Consider the following 22,938-nt stretch of genomic DNA (forward strand, 5'->3'; position numbering starts at 1 on the left):
TGACGATTTGATGTTCTGAAAACTTGCTCTTTTTCATAATATATAACAAACTAATTTAACACTTTTAATTTGTCTGAAAAACAGGTAAGTCTACCAAAATGGGAAGGCTTCAAAAATACTGTAGCCCTAGGGGAAATCTATTCAATCACTAAAAATATTAATTACTGATACAAGTGTCTTAATGTGCTTTCTACAAATTGACCGCTATTCATTATCTTCTCAAAATGAAGCATAAGATTTGATTACCTTTAATCTATGGAAACATCGATCATCGAACAAGCATTTGAGTAGATTTAATTTCAGATTGTCAAATTGACTAATAAATTTTCACACCTCTACACCCTACTTATCCGCCCGATGAACTACATTTGAGCTGATTTCTGGAAGTTTTGCGGATATAGATCCTTTAGATTTTTGTGGTTGATTGACGCTATGTTGATCAGGGTTTGTTTTAACCATTGGAATGGGTTTACCTCATGCTTTTTGCATATAGCGAAGAAATAGTATATCATTCCCGATCGCTGTGCTGCTTAATGGCTTCCGGCAAAGAGGTAGTTTTTCTGCCCAGTGCCACTGCTCTTATGGCATTTGTACTTCATATATAATTCATAGTGCCACACGATATATCACGCAGGATATTTCAATCAGACTGTCTGGGCACACTGCGGGCTTGCTTTTTGAAATAAGAAAGAATATAACCTTATCACTAACTATAGGCAACAAATTAAATTAGATCTCCAGTTTAGCGGACAGCAATGATTTTCTTAACTGACATTGATCTTAAAGTGACTTTCTTTATATTTTTGTGGTGAAAGTTGGTAGAATTTTTTAAAGACCCGACTAAAATAATTGAGTTCCCGGTAACCACAATGATAAGCGATTTCGGTGATGGGCATATCGCTTTCCAGCATAACTAAAGCTTTTCTTAGTCTATACTCGTTAAGCACTTCGCTGGCACTTTTATGGAGTATGGATTTAAGATTAAGGTGCAACGATGTGCGGCTAATACACATTTCAGCCGCAATCCCCTCAATAGATAGCCCTGGATCGGTGTAAAACTTCTCTAAAGTGGCGTTCAGCCTGATTAGAAAATCTTGGTTCTGATTATTGTTTGCTACATTGCTACTCACTAATGTCCCGAGCTCCACAATATGTTCTTTTAATTTAATTCGGGAATCTATCATATTGGAAACCAAAAATTCCAATTCCTTTAAATTGAACGGCTTGCCGATATACGCATCAGCTCCCACAACCAAGCCGTTGATTCGATAAATATCTTCATCAGTCTCAGACAAAAGAATAATTGGAATATGGTCAAACTTTGGATGTTGTTTTAATTTTAGGCACAATTCCAGACCATCAGTTTTAGGCATATTCACATCACTGATAATGACGTCAGGTGGCGTCTTGTTGATCTTGTCCCAAGCGGCGGCACCATCCGTTGCTTTTATAATACGATAAGTTTCCTGAAAATGTTCGGAAAGAAAATTCAGCAATTCTCTGTTGTCTTCGACGAGCAGCAATGTATATTTTTCAGAAGATATATTCACTCTGACAGGACTCGCTATTGGTATCTCTGAAACAGGGAGCTTAACTATTGCCTGATTGTTATTTCCTGTTTGCTGATCATCTATCGGGAGATGAACTGAAATCGTTGTTCCTTTCCCAGGCACACTGGAAGCATCAATCTTTCCATGAAGACTATTAACTAAACTAGCCACTAAAGCCATACCAATCCCTATGCCCTCAATGTCTTTATGTTCCGAAGATCTGTAGAAAGGATCAAAAATATGGTGTAAGTCAGTAGCAGACATTCCCGTCCCTGTGTCACTAACTGAAAAATCGATCGTCTTGTTATTATCCTGAATCGCCATCACCACTGCTATACTACCCTCATCCGTATGTTTTATAGCGTTGGACAGGATATTTGAAAGTATTTTTTCCAACTTATCTGCATCAAAGAAAACTTCTAAATGATCAACATTAGTCAAAAAAGTTATAGCTAAATTTTTACTCTGGGTTAAAATTTCGAATGAGTCGATGATTTGCTGAACAAATACAACCACATCCGCTCTACTAAAAGACACAGCGAAATTGTTGTCCTCGATTTTTCTGAATTCCGCTAGCTGATGAATAAGCCTGAATAACTTTGATGCGTTTCTTCTGATGCGCAACAAGTCAGATTGCTCGCTGTGATCGATCTCTTTTTCTGAGATGAACTTGTCAATGGACGCAAGAATAAGGGTTAAAGGTGTTTTGAACTCATGCGATATAAACGTGAAGAAATTAATCCGATATTGTGAAAGGGCCTCCGTTTTTTCCTTATCCATATGCGCGAGCCGAATTTCAGCCCGTTTTTGATGTAGAAAACGTACAAATCGAGTATATATCCAGATAATACCTACGAGCAAAAATGTATAAAAAATATAGGCAAGATTGCTTTTATAAAATGGAGGAGAAACCTTAATGCTAATTTTTGCCTCCATCTGCGAAAGTTCTCCCCCATCATCCAATGTCCTCACATGGAAAACATACTCACCCGGATCTAGATTCGTGTAGGTCGTACTGGTTTTGTTGCCTACATAGTTCCATTGATTTTCGAACCCTTCTAAATAATAGGCGTACTTTGTGCTTCCAGGCAGAACATAATCGATAGCGTGATAACTAATGGTGAATACATTTTGATTATATAATAAGTTTATCTCTTTAGCATAAACTATCTGTTCCTTTAAAACAGCACTGTTTTTATCAGGTTGTACGGTTTTATTAAGCAACTGAAAATCAGTAAAAACCAACGGCTGTATCGAGTTTCTTACGCGCGTTTTTAAAGGATCAAAATAGCTAAGACCATCGATGCTCCCGAAATAAAAAGTTCCGTCACTGGCCTTTAAAAAAGATTTAAAATTAAACTGATTGGAACTCAAGCCATGTTGCTTGTCGTAATTGATGATTTTGCCAGTTCTTGGGTCACATTTAGAGATGCCTAAATTGGTACTTAACCAGATCATACCCATTTTATCTTCCAAAATACCATATACGTTATTGTTTGCCAGTCCGTTTTCAGCAGTATAATGCTGAAATGCGTCTTTTTCGATGTTATAGACGCACGTACCACCATCTAAAGTTCCGAACCATAACTGCCTGTGTCGGTCCTCATACACACTCACTATCTGATTGCTTAATAATGGTGCATTCTTTCCTTGGTTTGTATAATGTTTGAAGGTTTTTGTTTTAGGGTTATACCTATAAATACCATGCTGTCGCGAGCAAAACCATAAATCACCGTTTTTATCCTCGATCAGATCATATATGAATTTATCGCTCAGAACTTTCGGTTCAAAAAGATTGAACCGATTTGTCTTGTAATCAAAACAATTTAATCCCTGCTGTGTACCAATCCATAGTATTCCCCGGCTATCACGATATACCGCATAAACTTGATTGTTTGACAACGAATGCGGATCCGATGGACTCTTTTTATAAATCGTAGTCGTTTTGTTCTTTATATTAAAACGATGCAATCCGCCTAAGAATGTACCTACCCAAATGTTTCCTTCACCATCATTATGGATGGTATGGACATTGTTGGAATTAAGAAAGAAAGGTTTAGACTCCTTGTTGATGTACTCGAACGATTCCGTTGCCGGATCATAAATCGAAATACCCCCATCTTCCGTAGCAATCCACACCCGATGTAAGTTATCCTCAATTAATTGGCTAACGGCTTTTCCTGATAAACCATTTTGGAGATCACTTGGAAGTATTTTCTTAAAACCACCTTCCTCTATCGTAGTATAGTTGATGCCTCCGAAATACGTGCCAAGCCATACTACTCCGTCTTTGCTGATAAAAGTAGAATAAATCGCTTGATCATTTAGCTTATTCGGCTCTCGATGAAATGATTGTTGATAATTGTACGTTAATCCGGTGAAGACATGGTGAACGTACAACCCATCTTCAGTACCAATGAACAATTGATCTTTCTGGTCACTGGTTATAGATCTTACCGTTCGATTCTCCATACTTTCATGGATAGCAAAGTTTAGTTTTGTAAGACGCTGATGACGATCGTCGTAACGATAGATACCGTATGAAGTGGCTAACCAAATGCGTCCTTTTGGATCCCGATGTATTTGATATATTATAAAATCATCTGCGGAAATTGGCGCAAAAACGCCCTTTCCAAATGAACGTTTTATCTGGCCATTATGATCGATAATAATTAATTTATTGTCCAATGCCAGCAGAAAACGATTGTCTGGAAGTACACACATGGCCCTTGCATGAACAGCGCCACTGATTCTTGACACTTGTTCCGAAATCCGAAACAAGCCACTATTTGTCCCTGCATAGATAACACCATTATCCTCTAACAAAAAGGTGATGTTCGGCATTCCGGGAAGTTCCAAAACGGTAAAGGAATCTTGGGTTTGATCATATACATAAAGCCCTTCTTTGGTGCCGACATATAACTGCGATCGAAAAAATTGCAAAGCATTTATATGATTGGTTGATTTGCCCAACTTGGACATGTTTATGTAATAACTTTTAATTTGATTACCATCAAACTGATTCAACCCCTCTCTTGTCCCAAACCACATAAACCCTGTATCGTCTTGCGCAATAGCAAATACGGCGTTATGGGAAAGTCCTTCTGCAGAAGTCAATTTCCGAAAATTCAGTCCTTGACCGAAAAGTAACATACAAAAAGAAGACAATAAGTAAGTGAAAATAGCTGATTTATTCATGTATAAACAATAATCCTAATAAATTAAACATTGCTGCTAATGCAGCGTCAGATATTGATTTAATTTTGACTACCAAATCTATAGATTTTATATTGGTAACAACAAATAATTTTCAAACCAAATAACAGTATGATTCGATCAATCACAACAGGGAATTTTATGGGCGGACTACTATTCCTTTATTTTCTACTTTTTCTACTCCCTCATAAACTCTTTGCCCAGACCGATATTAAAGGGCGAGTACTGGACGATAACGGAGAACCGATTTCCGGTGTAAGTATTTCGATTACAGGAACCGATATAGTAACTGCAACTAATGCTCAAGGTTTTTTTACGTTAAATTCTGTTCAGAAAGATGTCACTTTAAAATTTATATATATAGGTTATAAGACACAAGAATTGGCACTGAATGGTAAATCCGAATTAGAGATCATCATGGTTCCACAGCATGCTTCTCTAGATGAGGTTGTAGTCATAGGTTATGGTGCCGTCGCAAAAAGTGATCTAACAGGTTCCGTATCTTCTTTTAAAGCAGAAGATCTTACCAAGGGAGCGAATGTAAACGTACAACAAAGTTTAATAGGTAGAAGTCCCGGTGTGCAGATATACCAAAAAAGCGGCGAGCCCGGAGCTGCCATGAGTGTGCAAATAAGAGGAATTACCTCCATTACCGGAAACAATTCTCCGCTATATGTTATCGATGGTATGCCTGTGAATGATGCTGTTGCGATAGGCTCAGCTGGTGTAGCAGGAACGACTAACAACCCGAATAATCGCAACCCACTGAATGCACTGAATCCCGCAGACATTGCTTCTATTGAAATTTTGAAGGATGCATCGGCTACGGCTATTTATGGTTCACGTGGTGCGAACGGTGTCGTGCTGATTACCACAAAAAAAGGGAAAGAAGGAAAAACTATCGTCTCCTATGATGCAACTTTCGGGCAGCAGAATGTAGCTAAAACACAGCGTTATCTGTCTGCAGACGAATACAAATCCGCCATTAATGGAATAATTGAAGAGGGGAAATTGAACACGAGTGTATATCAACCGGTCGAAGCCTCAGCATATAATACCGATTGGCAAGATCTTTTGTTAACAAATGCACCGATTCAAAGTCATGATGTTTCATTTAGTGGTGGCGTTCAACAGACGAAGTATCATATTTCCCTTGGTTATTTTGATCAGGAAGGAGTCATGTTAAACTCTTCTACTACCCGTTATAATGCACGTATCAATATGGAAACGGGGGTGGCTTCAAAATATAACATTGGCATGGGTCTCTCTACGGCTTATATCAAAGACCATTACAACGCCAACGGAACAGGATTGAATGATAATGGTAGTGCACTTTATATGGCACAAAATTATGACCCCACCGCTCCACCCTATAATACGGATGAGACTTATTATCGCTCACCCTTGATGGCGCCCATGGATAACCCTTTGGCAATAATCAATGGCCAATATTCAGTAGGAGAAACCTATCGGACTTTTGGTAACATCTATGCGGAATATTTTATTCTTCCTTCGTTATCAGCACGGGGGAGGATCGGGACAGACATCAATATCTCCCAACGGAATTTTTGGATAGATCCCTCCACCATTACCGGGGCATCTTATAACGGATATGCGGATGCCCGTGATGGGAAGAGAACTTACTATCTATTGGAAGGTACATTGAATTATAACAAAACTTTCGGTAAGCACAAGCTATCAGCATTAATCGGATCTACCTACGAAAATTATACGTCTAGCTCGTTAATTGCCAACGCCCGGGATTTTGCATTGCCAGATCTCACGTACTACGGAATAGGATCAGGGAACGATGCTTTAAATGGTGTAAACTATGGAGCTCAGGAGAATAGATTGCTGTCTTACATAGGGCGGATAAACTATAGTTTCGCTGACAAATACCTATTCACCGGGTCCTTACGAGCGGATGGATCGGCACGATTCGGACCGGAGCAAAGATTTGGTTATTTCCCTTCAGGAGCTTTCGCTTGGAAGATCAAGCAAGAAGATTTTCTGAAAACACTAGATCAGATTGATGATCTGAAACTACGCGTAAGTTATGGGACAACCGGCAATCAGCCCAATAGCAATTATCTATATTTTTCTACCTATGCAGCCGGCAGATCCGCTGTATTTGATGGTGAGAAGGTAAGTACTATCGCGCCAACAAGAAGTTCAAATTCCTATCTACAATGGGAATCTGCTAATCAATTCGATATAGGTCTTGATTTTGTGATCTTAAATTCACGGATATCAGGAAGTATTGACTATTATAACCGCAAGACGACAAATCTCTTATATAACGTACCTCAACCATTAAGTTCAGGCTTTTCCAGTCGCACAGAGAATGTGGGAAGTATGCGTAATACCGGAATCGAGTTCAACCTTAACGGAGCTATCATAGATAACCGAGAGGTTAAATTGGATGCCAATTTTAATATCACGACGTTAAATAATAAAATTTTGAGCCTCGGTAGTGTGAGTCAATTCATCGGTTCTGGCCCTGGGAATATCGGAGAGTACAGTATACTTAAACCAGGTGAATCAATGGGTTCATTCTATGGATATATTGTAGACGGTGTTTGGCAAGAAGGAGATGATTTTTCTTTGGTGCAGGCCGGTGTACGACCTGGTGATCTAAAATATCGCGATCTCGACAATAATAACATAATTAATGCCAATGATCGGACTATTCTAGGAAGATCATTACCTGATTTTTATTACGGGTTCAATACCAATGTCCAGTATAGAAACCTAACACTATCTATCTTTATAGAAGGTTCTAAGGGCGCCAAAATGCTAAACAGCAGTTTAGTTGATTCCTATTATCCCGTTGATTTTCGCAGAAACAAATTAGCAGAACCCTATTTGAACAGATGGACGGCGGCCAATCCCAGTGAAAAATACCCTTCGTTTATTCCAGGTGACGTACAGGGCGCTCTAAATGTAACGAATAGAACTGTAGAGGATGCTTCCTATTTGCGTCTCCAATCCGTTCGTTTATCTTATAATGTTCCTTTACCGGAAAGCTTGTTTGTCCAAAGCGCGACCTTTTTCATTAATGGTCAGAACTTATATACGTTCACGAAATATTCCGGAGTAGATCCAGCTGTCAATGCTATTGGCGACGATATCCTAAGGGTAGATTATAATTCTTATCCGCTGACACGTACGTTCACAGCTGGTGTAAATGTTCAATTTTAATAGCAATGAAATATCAAAAAAGTATTCGAAATGAAAAAGATCTTTAATTATATCAACTTATTCATCGTTAGCGGATCCTTAATGGCATGTAGTGGCATTTTGGATGTAGTACCTAATTCTGAATTTTCTCCAGATAATGTGCTGACGACAGAAGAGGGCATAAAATCCCTCTTATTTTCGGCATATGCAGAACAGCAGACGCAGCAAAACTCTCGCTTTGTTATCAATGATTCCGAGGTGAGCACCGATATGGCTTTCAATTCAGCAGGGGCAGAGAATAGTCAACTTATACACCTCATAAACTTCACTTGGACGCCCACATTAAGTACTTTCCAAAGTGATATGTGGGGACCAAATTACCGTTCTATCCGTGATGCTAACGGCGTAATAGAAAATATTGAAGGAGTCAACACATCCGAAGAAACCAAGAATCTGCTATTAGCGGAGGCTAAAGTATTACGCGCACATGCCTATGCTAATTTGTACATTTTTTTTGGCCCTGTACCCCTTCGTCTTTCCACCGAACAGGTGGGTGATCTAGCACGTGCCACGGATGAAGAGATGAGAGATTTAATTGAATCCGAATTAGTCGAGGCTATTCCATATTTACCGGATCCCGGCGACGAAGAATCATTCGGTCGCTTCAACAAAGGAAATGCTACCGGTATTCTAGCTAAATTCTATCTAAATACAAAGCAATGGCAGAAAGCGGCAGACGCTGCTAAAACCGTAATCGACTTTGGTTATTACAGTACTACGCAATATAATTTTAAAGATTTATTCAAAGTTGAAAACGAAGGAAAAACAAATAGAGAAATGCTATTGGTGTTACCATGCCGGAATGAAGCCGATTATGGCAACTGGTTTATGGCCGGAGCATTGCCACCGGATTTCAAGAGCACTCCAGAGATACCGGAGTATGTTTATCAACCGACGATGTCCATTTTCGCTACGCAATACCGCCTGCGTACCGCATTTGTAAACAGCTTGTCACCGAATGACTTAAGACGTTCACTCATTTGTACAAGTTATATTAATAACAGTAATGTCACGGTTAACATTTTGGAGGCAGACAACGCCCGAAGTTTCAAATATTGGGATAATGCAATAATAGGGAATAACGGTGGCGCGGATGTCCCTGTTTTACGCTATGCTGATATTTTACTAACACGTGCTGAGGCGCTGAATGAACTATCCGGAACAACAGATGAAAGTTTTACCCTAATTAACCAAATCCGTAAAAGAGCGGGCCTCACCGACTTATCATCTGCAGATGTCGGGACAAAAGAACTGTTTCGCAATGCCCTATTTAAAGAACGAGGCTGGGAATTTATCTCAGAAGGAAAACGGCGTGAAGACCTGATAAGGCAAGGAACCTTTTTGTCTTCAGCAATTGAAAGGGGCATCTCGCCAAGCGTGGCAAACGCAGATAAGTTATTATTCCCCATTCCTCAGTCTGAAATCGATGCCAATAAGCTTTGTGAACAAAATCCCGGATATTAAGACTTGATCATGATGAACCAAATCGGATTAGGGAAGCTTATGCAACTTTTTATTGTGGTATTGTTTTCTTATAATTTTTCTTTAGCGCAAGACCACCGCTCCGGATTTAGCGACCCAACAGCTCCTGTAGGAGATTCTATCCTTACCGTCCCCGAAGTCGTCCAGCCAATACTGGATGTTTGGATGCGTGATACGTATGTTATGTTAGGGCCAGATGGAAATTACTATTTAACCGGTACCACGACAACTCCCGGACGGAAGTTCGCGAGGGAGGCGCACTGCTGGGATTACAACGATGGCTTATACCTATGGCGTTCGCCCGATCTAAAAACGTGGGAACCCATGGGTAGAATTTGGTCTTTTGACCAAGATGCTGCACGGTGGCAGAAAGAGGGAAAGACTATTAAAGAAGGAGCCAAGTCGATAAACGGCGATCCGCTCGATTCCATCTATCGGGCGGTGTGGGCTCCCGAATTACATTACATTAAAAGTAAAAAAAAGTGGCTTCTTGTCGCTTCCCTAAATGGAGAAAACCGTTCTTTCGTTTTAGAAAGCGTTTCGGGAAGTCCCCAAGGACCATATCGTAATATCAAAGGGAATCAAACTAAAGCTATTTTTAACAATATTGATCTTAGCATTTTCGAAGATAGCGAGGGCACAGTATATCTCCTTGGCCATAACCATTACATTGCACGCATGAAGGATGATTTGAGCGATATAGCGGAACCCTTTAAGCGCATTCAAGAGACACCGTATTTCGAAGAACCCTATATTGAAGGCGTATGGTTGACAAAATATCGCGGTAAGTACCAATTGTTGCAAACGGTGTGGTCTCTATCTGCGTCGAATCAAGCCTATACATATACGAGAGATGGAACATCAAATCAACGCGTATATAGTTACGATGTTGTAGTAGCCGAATCGGACAATATTTATGGCCCTTATGGGCCGCGCTATCCAGCTATTTTGGCCGGTGGTCATAATAACCTCTTTCAAGACAAACACCATAACTGGTGGTCTACGACATTCTTCAATCCACGTGGGGCTATGGCCGACAAGTTCCCGGTTACCTGTCGACCAGCACTTGTACCCGTGAAGTGGGAGCAAGGTCGGTTAAAACCAGATATAGAAGCTGCTAAAGAATTTTATTTATAATGAAGATGAAAAAGTTGATTACTGTTAGGATTATTTTATTTATATATATTACGTTTTTATTTGTCGACGTAACCTTGGCGCAATATAGTCCTACACCTAAATTTAAAGGGAAAATAGGAAAAACGATCGAAGAAACAGAAGAACGATACGCACAGGTTCATCCATTAGCACCCGAAAATGCACCCAATGTCGTATGGATACTCATTGACGATATTGGCTATGGTGCTACGACAGCTTTCGGGGGGCTTATTGAAACGCCCGCATTCGATCGGCTCGCCGACAATGGTCTACGATATACAAACTGGCATACGACGGCGTTCTGTGCACCTACTCGAGCGGCATTGCTTACTGGCCGTAATCCGCACTCCGTGCATTTTGGCTACTTTGCCAGTGAATCTTATGGTACACCAGGTTACGACGGTTACTTGCCTTTTGAAAAAGCGACCGTAGCGGAGATTTTGCGGGAGAACGGATACAGTACTTTTGCAGTAGGTAAATATCATGTCACATCCCCCTCTGACGTTACTGCAGCCGGTCCTTTTAACCGCTGGCCTACAGGCCGTGGATTTGATCATTATTATGGTTATAAACCCAGTGTTGGCGGTGCCCCACAATGGAATGCCGTTTTATATCGGGATACGCAATTGACACCTAAAGATCCTGAAGGACGTCATGTTACGGAGCTATTTGCCAATGAAGCCATACGTTATATAGACGAGTTGAAAAAAGTGGATCCGAGAAAACCATTTTTCCTTTACTTCGCTCCAGGTGGAACACATACTCCCCATCAAGTGGCGGTGGAATGGGTCGATAAGTATAAGGGGAAATTTGACAAAGGTTGGGACTGGTACCGCGAAACAGTTTTAGGGCGTCAGAAACAACTAGGACTTGTGCCGCAGAACGTAGAACTGCCACCTCAAAATCCAGATGTTCGCCCTTGGGATACTCTGTTGGATGACGAGAAGACAGTAGCAGCTCGCTTAATGGAGAATTATGCAGGGTTCGTATCGCATACCGATTATGAAATAGGACGTGTCATAGATTATCTCGAACAAACCGGCGAACTGGAAAATACGTTGATCGTTTTGATGATAGGAGACAATGGCACGATGGGGGCATCGCCAAGAGATAAACTTGTTAACTATACGGAGACGCTACCAGAAGTTCTCGCCCAACAATTGAAAAACCTCGATTCATTGGGTACTGCAAAATCATTTCCCAATTATCCAGGAGGGTGGGCCGCAGCAACCAATACGCCGTTCCGTTACTATAAAGAAAACCCCAGCTGGGAGGGAGGAACACATAATGCAATGGTCTTGTACTTTCCGAAGAGGATTCAGGGGAATGGCGAGGTGAGATCGCAATATTCGTACGTAACCGATATTATGCCCACCACACTCGAACTTACAAACGCTCAAGTTCCGAAGATCATTCATGGTTATCCCCAACACCCCATAGAAGGGATCAGTCTAGCATATTCTATTAATCATCCTGAAGCACCAGAACGTCATACGATTCAATATCACGAAACCACAGGCTCATATGCATTATATAAAGATGGTTGGAAAGTTGCCTTCCCCAATGGAATGAAAAGTCCGAACGGCGCGATCAGAGAACCCGACTCTAGTGGTGTATATTTATACAATATGAAGGAAGACTTTAACGAAATACATAATTTAGCAGATAAATACCCAAGAAAAGTGAAAGAACTTAAAAAAGCGTTTGAAAAAGAAGCATGGAAGTATAATGTCTACCCTCTCAAAAACAAGTGGAAAACGACGAATCCTTATACTATAAAGTATTATAAGGGCAATATGCCACGATTCTAGTGATCATTGAACGGCTATATAGAAAGAGCGACTATTTTAAATTAATTAAGCAGTTAAATCATGAATAAAACAAAATTATATCAAATTACCCTTATTATCCTGTGTAATACTATTTTCATTATACCTCCTTCCAGTGCGCAAATGAAGCAAGAAAAACCTAATGTTCTTTTCATCCTGATCGACGACTTGAAGCCCGCTATTCATGGTTTTGGGGATGTTACAGCCATTACACCGAATATCGATGCACTAATTAATCGAGGCGTACGGTTTGATCGGGCCTACAGTAATCAGGCCGTCTGCGTGGCATCGCGAAACAGCCTATTGCTAGGAAGTCGTCCAACCTCGACTGGACTCTACGATTTTGGCCGAGATATCCGGCAATATTATCCGGATGCGGTAACGCTTCCCGAAGCATTTAAAAACCAGGGATATTTCACACAGGCAATAGGCAAAGTATTCCATATAGGCCACAATACCTACAATGATCCCCAATCTTGGTCAGCACCTCACTTTCATGAGAAAATTATCGAGTATTTGACGATGGATAAGTCACAGTCCGAATTGACGATAGAAGAAGCTCTTTTTGAAAATCACTCTTGGGAGTATGCGTTGAAACAGATTAAAGGTATTCCTTGGGAATCACCCGATGTGCCAGATGAGGCCTACGGTGATGGTCGTGTAGCTAATAAAGCGGTTCAGGTATTAGATTCTTTGCAGGCTCAAAACCAGCCATTTTTCCTTGCTGTAGGTTTTGCACGTCCGCATCTCCCATTTTCCGTACCTAAGAAATATTGGCACTATTATGATGAAGCAAAGCTTCCCTTGCCCCTTACAGAGCAGTATCCTGAAGGAGCCCCGAAATTTGCGGTAAAACGGACCGGAGAGATTGAACAATATCAGAATATTCCCGACTATAAGGAGGGTGAACGTTATCCGGATTCACTGAAACGGAGGCTTATACACGGCTATTATGCCGGAGTTAGTTACGTAGACGCGCAGATCGGCAAAGTAATAGCGGAGTTAAGGCGGAGTGGGCTGGATAAAAACACGATCGTGGTACTATGGGGAGATCATGGTTATTTGTTAGGCGACATGGGGATGTGGACAAAACATGTGAACTACGAACTGGCAAACCGGGTGCCCCTTATTATTTCCGTGCCAAATGGTGCACTTTCGGGCTATGCGACGGCTTCTATAGTTGAAACGGTAGACATCTATCCCACATTGATCGAGCTGGCGGGACTAACTTTGCCAAAGGAAAACCCTTTGCTATTTGATGGAGAGAGCCTTGTACCACTCCTCACCCATAAAAAACACAAGATAGATTATGCTTACCACTGCTACCCGCGTGATGGCTGGATGGGGAGATCGATCCGCACTGATCAATACCGTCTCGTGGAATGGACAAATATCCAAAATAGGAATCTACCGGCTCAATACGAGTTTTATATATACGATAAGGATCTATTGGAACATAAAAATGAAGTGGATTTTAAGAATCCAGCATTTTTGGAGACTCTCGCTCTATTGAGACAGCAACCGGACTATCATGCACCTCTGCCGGCAAGCCCACAAAAAAAAATAATAATGGAATAATATATTTTTAAATAACTCTACATATTCTATGGTGTAGACTTATTTAAAAAATCCTACCATTGCAACCTCATTGTTTGAAAACGAAATCATCAGCCTGATAATCCTGTTCTATAATGGCAGTTAAGCAAGCTGAAGTCTTTTTAAGCGCATTATGCAAAACCATGTTTGCAGGATCTCTTCTCGGGTTTGTTAAAACGGCGCATGGAACTCCAGCCCCGCTGTGCCGTTGCTTTAATTTTATTCGTCAACACAGGGTGTTCGCGGGTGGACAGCGTGAAATTGGCTAATTTTATGGCTTCAAGCTCTACCTAATCATCAACAACAGCGGCGAGATCACGTCGTCTTAAATCACAAAGGGCAATGTGAACGAAAGGAACCTGAGGCACATGATGGATATGATATGACAAAAGACATCTTCAGCAAGCTATACAAAGAAAAGTGATATATCTCCAAGGCAATGGCCGATATCCTTTTGGGAAACGGTATACAGATGTTTACTAAACCAAGAAAGAACATGAAGGTGATCAACTTGAGTCAGGCCGACAGAATCATGCTCAGGAAGAGGACGATCATCGAATAATCAGATAATTAATTTAATTAGTGATGGATTAAAAATCTGCAAAAACTGATAGAAATTTGAATTTATGTGGAAGGTATTCTATGTTCACAAATGAGTTTGCTGCGATTTTCGCTTACCTTTCAAGATCGTAATATCTGGCATACGTGGGACAGTCGTAATCTCATTATAGAAATTATTTATTCTATATCCTCCGCTATGATGAGATTTCAAAAAATATTTATTCTTGACACTAACTTAATGCTTAGAAGATTCTAGACCTTGACTTTAGCGCGCAAAGACAATCCACATTTAAATTTGGAATCATAAAAACGGAATTTTCAAATTTCGACAAAGGCTATTCTTTATTTACGTTATATATTATGTCATTTGCATCTTATTCTTCAAATCAAGCATATCCTTACTAAGCTTTCCTTCGACTACCTTCGCATAAATCTGTGTAGTTCTAATGCTGGTATGCCCTAACATACTGCTAACTGATTCTATCGGAACGCCATTACTTAGTGTTATCGTAGTCGCAAATGTATGCCTAGCAAGATGGAAAGTCAAGTTCTTTTTAATCCCGCATATATCAGCAATCTCTTTTAGATAACCGTTCATACGTTGATTGGAAATCACTGGGAATAGACGCCGTTCATTGGAAGCTTTTGGGTGTGCTTGATATTTTTCGATTAGAGCTAAGGCATGTGGGAGAAGTGGAACCTTTACCACGGTATCGGTTTTTTGGCGTTGCGTGTTTAACCAATAACCGCCATCAATTCCCTTGATTACATTAGCCTCCGTGAGGTTCATCATATCAACATAGGCAAGACCAGTATAACAGCAAAATATGAACATATCCTTGACAGACTGCAAACGCTCAACATACAAGTCTTTGAGCTGTATTTTGTTTAGCTCTTCTTGCGTAAGATACCCCCGTTCTATTTTATCAAAGTGAAGTTTATACTTTGAAAATGGATCTTTATCGATCCAATCAAATCTCGCAGCCAAATTCACCATTTTACGCAATCGTTCCATATGCTTCATTACACCATTGTTAGCCATTTTTTTGTGATGATCGAGCGGTTCAAAGCGCTGTAAATAGCGTTCGAAATCGATAATGAATTTATAAGTTAGCTCGGAAAGTGCTATATCTCCGTTATAGCAGCTTTTGAGAAAGCTCTTAACATACCGCTGTGTTGTATAGTAGTTTTTCATTGTACCTTGGGCTAAATTGTCGGCACATTCGCTATTGTGGTATTCCATTAGGCTACACAGACTCATCAAACTGTCGTCCTTACCAGCAATGGAATTTTTGATAGCTTCAACTGAAACGACCTTACCTTTTTCAACCAAGGCATGATATGCTTCAGCTATCAATGTCCGCATACGATCAATCTGAATATTCAGCTTTACCACTTCTTCGCTCCTGCCCTTCGCTCGACCTTTTAAATCGCTCCACTGATCCGGAGATACTTTCCTCTTAAGGGATATCTCTGCACGTCGGCCATTGACTGATATCCTTGCATAAACTGATGCCAGTTTACTCTTCTGGCTTTTCGCACTTCGGATAATAAAGTGGATTCCGAAGGTGTTCACATTTTTAGTGTCCATATATATTCTGTTTTTAATGACAAAATCTATTGACGGTTCTTCGCAATGCAGAAAGCTAATCGTGGGAACAGAAAAAAGACAAAACTTCATAGCCTTAGTCCAAGCTTTGCATCGCGCGAGGTGAGTAAATTTCATACGCTAAAATTTACTCACCTAATTGCTCACATTTTTATTGATACTGTTTGCAGGATTCTACTTCGGAAAAAATAAAAAAACCCGCTTAATCGTGAGATTTGCGGGTTTTTGACCTTACTTATCGTAAGTGTTGTCGGGGTGGCAGGATTCGAACCTACGACCTCCACATCCCAAATGTGGCGCGATACCGGGCTACGCTACACCCCGAAAAGGTATCACCTTTGTTTTGTGTGGCACAAATATACGGCACTAAAAACATCTTTGCAAGACACAACAATAAATTTTAAGTAAACAATTGATAGCCTGTTATATATATTTAATAAGCACGCCCAATACTGCTCGAACAGACGATCTACACGCTGCTCTCTTTCCGCAGGGAGCATGCAGGATACGCTGCGCAATGAACTACATCTTGATTTCTATCATCCGCTACGTAGAATTTATTTTCATTTTTTTCTTGATCGCTATGGATTATACAGATTATCTTCTATATTTGTGATGTTATTTTTATTTAATCTAAATAATATAACACATTATCTCTTCTCAATATGTTGTCGCGAGCCCTCTACTCGTGACAACTTTTTTTTAGGCATAAAACAAATCCAGAAATAGCGCGTTATAATTTTACACTGGCATGAAGAAACATGCTTGGGTTTACGAGAGAGACTAGAATAAAAATTTTGACAGCACCTATTATTGGGAATACCCCTATTCGGAAATGCGAATTTCTTTCATCACGTTATCACAGTAACATATACATCAAGGAGGAGTTTCACAATCCCGGTATGTCTGCTAAAGACAGGCCGGCATATTACATGATACAAGATGCTATCAACCGGAATTGTATCTCGCCCGGCGGTACATTCGTTGAAGCAAGCAGCGGCAACACAGGTTTAGGCATTGCTATGTTTGCCAAACAATATGGCTACCGTTCCAAGATCTTTGTATCGAAAAGTTGTTCGCAAGAGAAGATTGCCATCCTGGAAGCAGCGGGAGCAGAAATCGAAATTTGTGATAACTCCAACGGACTGGGCGATTTTTATTCCACGCAATTTAAAGCACAATCTTACGCTGCGACACAGCCAAATGCATATTTCACCAATCAATATTATAATAGCCAAAACATTCGCGCACATTATAAAACGACGGGACCGGAAATCTGGAAACAAACTGATGGTCAGATCACCCACTTCTTGTGCGGTGTAGGGACAGGCGGAACGATTTCGGGTGTTGGTCGCTATCTAAAAGAACAGCGCCCAAACGTTAACATATGGGGCGTCGAACCAGCTGGGTCAATCTTGCAACATTACTTGGATGCGCGTAGCATTCCCGAGCAAATCGCACCATTTGAGTCGATCGAGGGCATAGGCCGGAATTTTGTTCCGGGCTCTTTTGACCCAACTCCTGTCGACCATATCTATCAAGTCACCCAAGAAGACACCAAAACTATGGCTAGGGCATACCGTACCGATACAGGCATACTATGTGGCTTCTCCAGTGCCGCCGTGCTCGCCTGTTTACAGCGATATGCCACAGGCATGCACCTGAAGCCCACCGATACCTTGGTGCTATTATTCCCAGATCATGGCAGTCGCTATATCAGTAAACTATATAGTGAAACCCCGAAAAGTGTGGCACACGCTTAATCTAAACCCTTCGTATGTATACTTTCGACGACATTGCAATTCCCATTTCTTGGCCAGACAAAACTGCCCGTGGCGATGAAAAATGGATGGCCTTACTCAAACGTATGGGTGTGGTAAAAAATTTGAATTTCCGTGTGGGCCATGCCGCCATTTTACTCATCGAGCGAAAAAGCGGTAAAATCGAGTATTTTGACTTCGGCCGATACATCGTTCCCCGTGGATATGGCCGTTCACGCTCCGCGCGCTTTGATCCTCGCCTGCGCATCCGGACAGAAGCAAAGTTTGATAGCGAAAACACCATGCAGAATCTTGACGCACTTCTTGCTGAGCTAGTCGCTAATGAAGAGGCGACACATGGCGGCGGTCGTACCCTTTTTTCCATCTGCCGAAATATTAGCTTCGCAAAAGGAGTGGAATATGCGGATCGACTCGTGGAAACAGGCCCTATTTTATATGGCGCTTTCGCTAAAAATAACAACAGCTGCTCACGCTTTGTGGCGCAGATACTGACCGCTGCGATGAGCAGTCAAGATCCACGTCGAAGAAAAATACTATACCCCGAATCTTTTAAAGCAAGCCCCACTAGTAATGTGGTCAACGCGGCCGAAGCGATGGAGGTGTTCTGCCATAGCCATGGAGAAACGACACTTCTTCCCATGGACCGAAAAGCATCCATGCGCTTTCAGTTTAATTTGTTGAAAGACAATTTCAGTAAAAGAGGTGCGCTATCATTAGGCTCGGATGATATTGCGGGCATGGTACAATATCGGGAGCGCCCCACGGAGGTTCCCGAGCATGCGCAGTGGCTGGGAGGCATCGGAGAGGGAGCTTGGTTTGCGCTGGAGCAAACGGACATACATACCTTTCTAATCCGGAAATACAAGGCCGATGGAACATTGGAATACTTTGTGAACGCAAAATGTGTTCAGAAATTTGACCCAAATAGTGCCTACGCCTTTACCTATCATTTTAGTTTTGAAAATCACAGTGTCGTGCAAAACGAACAATTTTTTCTATTCCGGTCGGTCCTAGAAAAAGAAGAAGAACTGCAACAACAACATAACAGACAAGCAATATCATAACAAACATGGAAGTAACTCTATTAAAAGCAAAAATTCACACCGTAAAAGTCACGGAGGCAAACGTTGCATACAACGGGTCAATCACGATCGATGCTGACTTATTGGACGCTGCCGGGATCAAGAAATATGAGCAGGTGTACATCAACAATGCCGTTAATGGCAGTCGCATTATGACCTATGTGCTACCCGGAAAGCGTGGAAGCGGTGAGGTGTGTATGAACGGCGGCGCCGCCCTACATGCGAAGGTGGGCGACACCGTGCATATCCTATCATTTATCAACCTATCACCCGAAGAGGCGGATGCATACCAACCTACCCTGGTATTTACCGAAGGCGAAAACCAGATCAAATCGGTGGAAAAATATTCGTATTAACTATAAAAGGTTGCATGGCATTGACCAATGTCGTGCAACCTTTATGTCTCCCATCATTTTTTTAGCGCATGCTGCGTGTATCTTTGTAAAAACGATAAAGGAAATGGATAAGCGCGATATACAGACACTGGAAGACATTAAGCTATTGGTCAACACTTTTTATAGTAAGGTACAAAACGACGAGCTTATCGGCCCTATTTTCAACGATGTTGTCCAAGACCGATGGGACGCACACCTGGAAAAGATGTACCGTTTCTGGCAGACTATTCTTTTGGACGAGCACAGCTACGGTGGGCGGCCTTTTCCGCCGCACGCACAATTACCTATTGAGAAAGTGCATTTCGACCGCTGGCTGAGCCTATTCCATGAAACGGTTAGCCAATTGTTCGATGGCCCAACCGCCACAGAGGCGATGTCCAGAGGTGAAAAAATGGCTGCACTTTTCCAGATTAAATTGGAGCACATCCGACAATCGCCATTCCGCCCTTTGCTCTAGCTTCTGTACCCGAGCGAAAATACGGGCATACGGCACTAACAGACCAAACATGTGCTAGCTCCCGCTGCTCATGATAACGGTGATAGCATAAATTTACTTGGCCATGCCGCTATTTTCCGATCTGATCCGACTGCTGGTCGACCAAATAGAGCAAAGATGCTAGCGCAGCGACGCCCGATTGTAATTCCCGACGATCTACTGCCTCAAAAACATCTTTCGCTGTGTGGTGGATATCGAAATAGCGATGCGGGTCTGGTCGAAAATTGAACATGACCGTATTGGGAAAATGTTCACCCCAAACACCGGAGTCTACGCCAGGACTGCCCTGCAAAAAACGGGACACCCAAAATTTCTGTTCAAAAAGTGGCTTCCAGTTTGCCTGAATCCAAGATACGGATGCCGCCGATGCTTTGATATCAAAACCCCGCGGAGCAAAGCCTCCAGCATCACTCTCTATGGCTGCTATGATCTTTTCTTGCTTTGCTTTGGCCATCTCTCCGTATTTCAACGATCCCTGCACGCCATTTTCTTCATTCATGTAAAACACCAACCGTATCGTATGCTTGGGTTTGTAGCCCAAGGACATTAATGTGCGTATTGCATCCAACGTTCCCATTGTCCCTGTGCCATTATCGTGTGCGCCCTCGCCCACATCCCAAGAATCAATGTGCCCACCAATCGTGATAATTTCATCAGGCTTTTCGCTGCCGCGCCATTCGGCAATCACGTTATGGCTTTTTACGATCCCTTTCCAGGCGGCACTATTTGTTAGGAAGACCTTTGTTTTAGGATCACCCTTCAACGCTGCGCTCAGCTTCTGCGCGCTTACTGCAGATATAGCGATAGCCGGAATACTGTCAATTCCTGCGACGTACCGCGTACCACCGGTATGCGGAAAGTCATCTGCTACCGATGAAGACAGCGAACGGAAAAGATAGGCCACTGCGCCGAGCTTTGCCGCCTCTGCCGGGCCACGACTGCGTTGGCTACTGTTTAATCCGTAAGCGACGCCCGTCTCCACGATGGATTCATCCCAAGGTTTATTGACAAAGACAATTTTCCCCCGCACTTCATCGCCGCGCTGCCGAAGTTCACTTAACAATTCCACCTCTACAACTTCCGCCGTCAAGCCCGATTTAGGTGTAGCCACCGAACCACCTAAGGCCAAAACCTGCAATTTTTCTTTTGAATCAACAATGTATGCCTCCTCTGTAAGGCCACGGTCCCAAAACGGCACATCCACGTCTTGAAGATAGACCTGATCAAACGCCATAGACTGCATTAAAGATTTTGACCAAGTGACGGCTTGCTCAGCTCTTTCTGAACCGGCAATACGGTTCCCAATTTGCTTCGTTAAATACCGTAAGTTTTCGTAGGCTTGCCCCTTTTCAAAAGATGTACTATATATCCTATCCAGCATAATCGAATCTTGTTGTGCATGCGCAAAGCTGAAATTACTGGCTAAGGTTAATAAGGCGACGATCGTTTTCTTCATCAATGTATGTTAATTTTTAGAATGCTAAACATAAGTATTATTTTTGAAAATGGCCAGAACGTTACCCAGACCCTCTAAAGAGGTGGATTTGCATGCACATGCTTTCTTAAAGCATACGGAGGATTATGATGCCGACGAACTGCTGGCGGCATCGGTGGATAGGCTGCGCGAAAGTCTGGACGCGGCTATTTACTGGGCATATCCCGAAATACGATTTATACATGGCAAGGGCAAAGGCGCACTACGGAGCGCCGTTTATGAAGAGCTTGCTCATTACAAAGACAGCGGTGCCATCACCCGATATTATCCTTCGTACCAAAACGAAGATGTTGTGGTGGTGCTTATTGGTGTGTAATCTTTATAGGTTTGCCTACGCTGGAGATTTTACTTTATTTTCACCCGATAAACTTCATAGGGGAAGGATGTTTTATCTTCTCCCCCATTCCACTGCGGAAGCCTGTTTACTTGCGCGCAGGAAAAATAAAGGTATCCATCGCTGCCTATCCCCAATGAATCAGGCCATATCAAACGACTATCCTGCACAATCGTCTCGATCTTTCCATCGGGCGACCAACGCTTAATGCTGTAGTCTAGGGATGATGTTAAGTAAATATTGCCACTTTCGTCGGCCAGCAAGCCATGCGTGATGCTGGTCGTCCCCATATCCTCCACCTTGGTCTCGAGTTCTCCCGCCGAAAGCGACGTATCAGCCAGATAACGTGTTTCTATCCGGTAAAGATGGATGTCATTGATGGGTTTAAAATAAAAATAGCGGTTATCTTTTGTCAGCGCAATACCGTTCACATTGGAACGGAAAGGATTTCCATCCTTATCACGCATTGCTCGCCCTTCATAGGCCAATACAATATCGGGCTTGGCTTTGGTAGCAGTCGCCCCGGATAAAACAAGCCGCGTCTTGCCCGACGATAAGTCCAAAATAACAATTCCGGCCTGCCCCGGATCAGATAAATAGGCTAACCCCTTATCATGATCGATACGGACATCATTAAGCCCTGACTTTGTTTTGTCTAAGTCTTCAAAATGATACTGCCGAACAACATGGTTACTGGCTAGATCTATTTGTACCAACTTAAACTGCCCTTCCTTCGCATCGCCTGCGGCTTTTCCAAATACGGAATTGCCCGATCCAGGTTTGGAATCCAAAACCCACAGCTGGTCTTTACTATCCACGTAGATGTCCTGCACATTAATAAAATGGTTGTCCGGATCCCCATTTTTTGCATTCCAGTCAGCACTGGGATAGGCCACGCGCTGCCCTTCGCTAATTTCTGTTAGTCCAAATACATAAGGCTCCCGACGGGGGAAGGATACAAAAACACGGTTCTTACTGGATACGCTAACCCCAATCGGTTGCGACTTCCCAAAAGAAGCCACCACTTCAAGACGGGGATCTTTTAAATCTTGTGCTTCCAACATCGTAGATAATCCTACTAAACTAAAAAATAATAGTATCTCTTTCATCTTCATCC

14 protein-coding genes, 1 tRNA gene and 2 pseudogenes are annotated in these 22,938 nt (G+C 42.0%); 11 read left to right on the forward strand and 6 right to left on the reverse strand.

The window, feature by feature from the left end; translation table 11 throughout:
• Positions 1–362: 362 nt before the first annotated feature.
• Together B0I21_RS15465 and B0I21_RS15470 are read right to left on the reverse strand one after the other, a co-directional pair.
• Positions 363–589 (reverse strand): annotated as a pseudogene (locus tag B0I21_RS15465) (IS66 family transposase); the annotation flags it as partial.
• A gap of 175 nt (positions 590–764) precedes the next feature.
• Positions 765–4,748 (reverse strand): hybrid sensor histidine kinase/response regulator transcription factor, encoded by a 3,984-nt coding sequence (locus B0I21_RS15470; protein WP_133641394.1) that lies wholly within the window; start codon positions 4,746–4,748, stop codon positions 765–767.
• A 129-nt stretch (positions 4,749–4,877) separates the two neighbouring features.
• Between B0I21_RS15470 and B0I21_RS15475 the strand changes: the two genes are divergently transcribed.
• The 6 genes and pseudogenes from B0I21_RS15475 to B0I21_RS20660 all read left to right on the forward strand — a co-directional run.
• The gene (locus tag B0I21_RS15475; protein WP_133641395.1) at positions 4,878–7,967 is read left to right on the forward strand and encodes a SusC/RagA family TonB-linked outer membrane protein; all 3,090 of its coding nucleotides are present in this window, start codon (positions 4,878–4,880) and stop codon (positions 7,965–7,967) included.
• A 30-nt stretch (positions 7,968–7,997) separates the two neighbouring features.
• Entirely contained in the window at positions 7,998–9,470 is a 1,473-nt protein-coding gene (locus tag B0I21_RS15480; protein WP_133641396.1) for a RagB/SusD family nutrient uptake outer membrane protein, read from the forward strand.
• A 9-nt stretch (positions 9,471–9,479) separates the two neighbouring features.
• Entirely contained in the window at positions 9,480–10,625 is a 1,146-nt protein-coding gene (locus B0I21_RS15485; protein WP_243836165.1) for a family 43 glycosylhydrolase, read from the forward strand.
• 5 nt (positions 10,626–10,630) lie between these two features.
• On the forward strand, positions 10,631–12,454 hold the full coding sequence (locus B0I21_RS15490) for an arylsulfatase (RefSeq protein ID WP_166637875.1): 1,824 nt from the start codon (positions 10,631–10,633) through the stop codon (positions 12,452–12,454).
• A 60-nt stretch (positions 12,455–12,514) separates the two neighbouring features.
• Complete coding sequence (locus tag B0I21_RS15495; protein WP_133641398.1) at positions 12,515–14,050, forward strand: sulfatase; 1,536 nt, start codon at positions 12,515–12,517, stop codon at positions 14,048–14,050.
• A 64-nt stretch (positions 14,051–14,114) separates the two neighbouring features.
• Positions 14,115–14,627, forward strand: a pseudogene (locus B0I21_RS20660) (transposase); the annotation flags it as partial.
• Between the two features lie 360 nt (positions 14,628–14,987).
• Here B0I21_RS20660 and B0I21_RS15505 read toward each other — a convergent pair.
• Both B0I21_RS15505 and B0I21_RS15510 read right to left on the reverse strand, forming a co-directional pair.
• A complete protein-coding gene (locus B0I21_RS15505; protein ID WP_133641400.1) occupies positions 14,988–16,220 on the reverse strand; it encodes a site-specific integrase in 1,233 nt (410 codons plus the stop codon).
• 268 nt (positions 16,221–16,488) lie between these two features.
• A tRNA-Pro gene (locus B0I21_RS15510) sits at positions 16,489–16,562 on the reverse strand.
• Between the two features lie 437 nt (positions 16,563–16,999).
• On the opposite strand from B0I21_RS15510, the gene B0I21_RS15515 reads away from it, so the two are divergent.
• From B0I21_RS15515 to B0I21_RS15530, 4 genes are all read left to right on the forward strand, one after another.
• Entirely contained in the window at positions 17,000–18,001 is a 1,002-nt protein-coding gene (locus B0I21_RS15515) for a PLP-dependent cysteine synthase family protein (RefSeq protein ID WP_133641401.1), read from the forward strand.
• A 14-nt stretch (positions 18,002–18,015) separates the two neighbouring features.
• Entirely contained in the window at positions 18,016–19,083 is a 1,068-nt protein-coding gene (locus B0I21_RS15520; RefSeq protein ID WP_133641402.1) for a DUF6695 family protein, read from the forward strand.
• Positions 19,084–19,088: 5 nt separating this feature from the next.
• Entirely contained in the window at positions 19,089–19,457 is a 369-nt protein-coding gene (panD, locus tag B0I21_RS15525) for an aspartate 1-decarboxylase (protein ID WP_133641403.1), read from the forward strand.
• 103 nt (positions 19,458–19,560) lie between these two features.
• Positions 19,561–19,953 (forward strand): group III truncated hemoglobin, encoded by a 393-nt coding sequence (locus B0I21_RS15530; RefSeq protein ID WP_133641404.1) that lies wholly within the window; start codon positions 19,561–19,563, stop codon positions 19,951–19,953.
• 109 nt (positions 19,954–20,062) lie between these two features.
• Here the strand turns inward: B0I21_RS15530 and B0I21_RS15535 are convergent, their stop codons facing one another.
• The gene (locus tag B0I21_RS15535) at positions 20,063–21,448 is read right to left on the reverse strand and encodes a M20/M25/M40 family metallo-hydrolase (RefSeq protein ID WP_133641405.1); all 1,386 of its coding nucleotides are present in this window, start codon (positions 21,446–21,448) and stop codon (positions 20,063–20,065) included.
• A 49-nt stretch (positions 21,449–21,497) separates the two neighbouring features.
• On the opposite strand from B0I21_RS15535, the gene B0I21_RS15540 reads away from it, so the two are divergent.
• On the forward strand, positions 21,498–21,803 hold the full coding sequence (locus B0I21_RS15540) for a Smr/MutS family protein (RefSeq protein ID WP_133641406.1): 306 nt from the start codon (positions 21,498–21,500) through the stop codon (positions 21,801–21,803).
• Positions 21,804–21,832: 29 nt separating this feature from the next.
• Here the strand turns inward: B0I21_RS15540 and B0I21_RS15545 are convergent, their stop codons facing one another.
• Positions 21,833–22,930 carry a major royal jelly family protein gene (locus B0I21_RS15545; protein WP_243836166.1) on the reverse strand — a complete coding sequence of 366 codons (1,098 nt, stop codon included), beginning with the start codon at positions 22,928–22,930 and terminating at the stop codon, positions 21,833–21,835.
• Between the last annotated feature and the right edge of the window lie 8 nt (positions 22,931–22,938).

This window comes from Sphingobacterium paludis (assembly GCF_004364125.1).
Taxonomy (GTDB): Bacteria; Bacteroidota; Bacteroidia; order Sphingobacteriales; family Sphingobacteriaceae; genus Sphingobacterium; species Sphingobacterium paludis.

Coding starts and splice junctions, on each gene's coding strand:
- B0I21_RS15470 (WP_133641394.1), bottom strand. CDS start 4,748: ATGAATAAATCAGCTATTTTCACTTACTTATTGTCTTCTTTTTGTATG.
- B0I21_RS15475 (WP_133641395.1), top strand. CDS start 4,878: ATGATTCGATCAATCACAACAGGGAATTTTATGGGCGGACTACTATTC.
- B0I21_RS15480 (WP_133641396.1), top strand. CDS start 7,998: ATGAAAAAGATCTTTAATTATATCAACTTATTCATCGTTAGCGGATCC.
- B0I21_RS15485 (WP_243836165.1), top strand. CDS start 9,480: ATGATGAACCAAATCGGATTAGGGAAGCTTATGCAACTTTTTATTGTG.
- B0I21_RS15490 (WP_166637875.1), top strand. CDS start 10,631: ATGAAAAAGTTGATTACTGTTAGGATTATTTTATTTATATATATTACG.
- B0I21_RS15495 (WP_133641398.1), top strand. CDS start 12,515: ATGAATAAAACAAAATTATATCAAATTACCCTTATTATCCTGTGTAAT.
- B0I21_RS15505 (WP_133641400.1), bottom strand. CDS start 16,220: ATGGACACTAAAAATGTGAACACCTTCGGAATCCACTTTATTATCCGA.
- B0I21_RS15515 (WP_133641401.1), top strand. CDS start 17,000: ATGCTTGGGTTTACGAGAGAGACTAGAATAAAAATTTTGACAGCACCT.
- B0I21_RS15520 (WP_133641402.1), top strand. CDS start 18,016: ATGTATACTTTCGACGACATTGCAATTCCCATTTCTTGGCCAGACAAA.
- panD (WP_133641403.1), top strand. CDS start 19,089: ATGGAAGTAACTCTATTAAAAGCAAAAATTCACACCGTAAAAGTCACG.
- B0I21_RS15530 (WP_133641404.1), top strand. CDS start 19,561: ATGGATAAGCGCGATATACAGACACTGGAAGACATTAAGCTATTGGTC.
- B0I21_RS15535 (WP_133641405.1), bottom strand. CDS start 21,448: ATGAAGAAAACGATCGTCGCCTTATTAACCTTAGCCAGTAATTTCAGC.
- B0I21_RS15540 (WP_133641406.1), top strand. CDS start 21,498: ATGGCCAGAACGTTACCCAGACCCTCTAAAGAGGTGGATTTGCATGCA.
- B0I21_RS15545 (WP_243836166.1), bottom strand. CDS start 22,930: ATGAAAGAGATACTATTATTTTTTAGTTTAGTAGGATTATCTACGATG.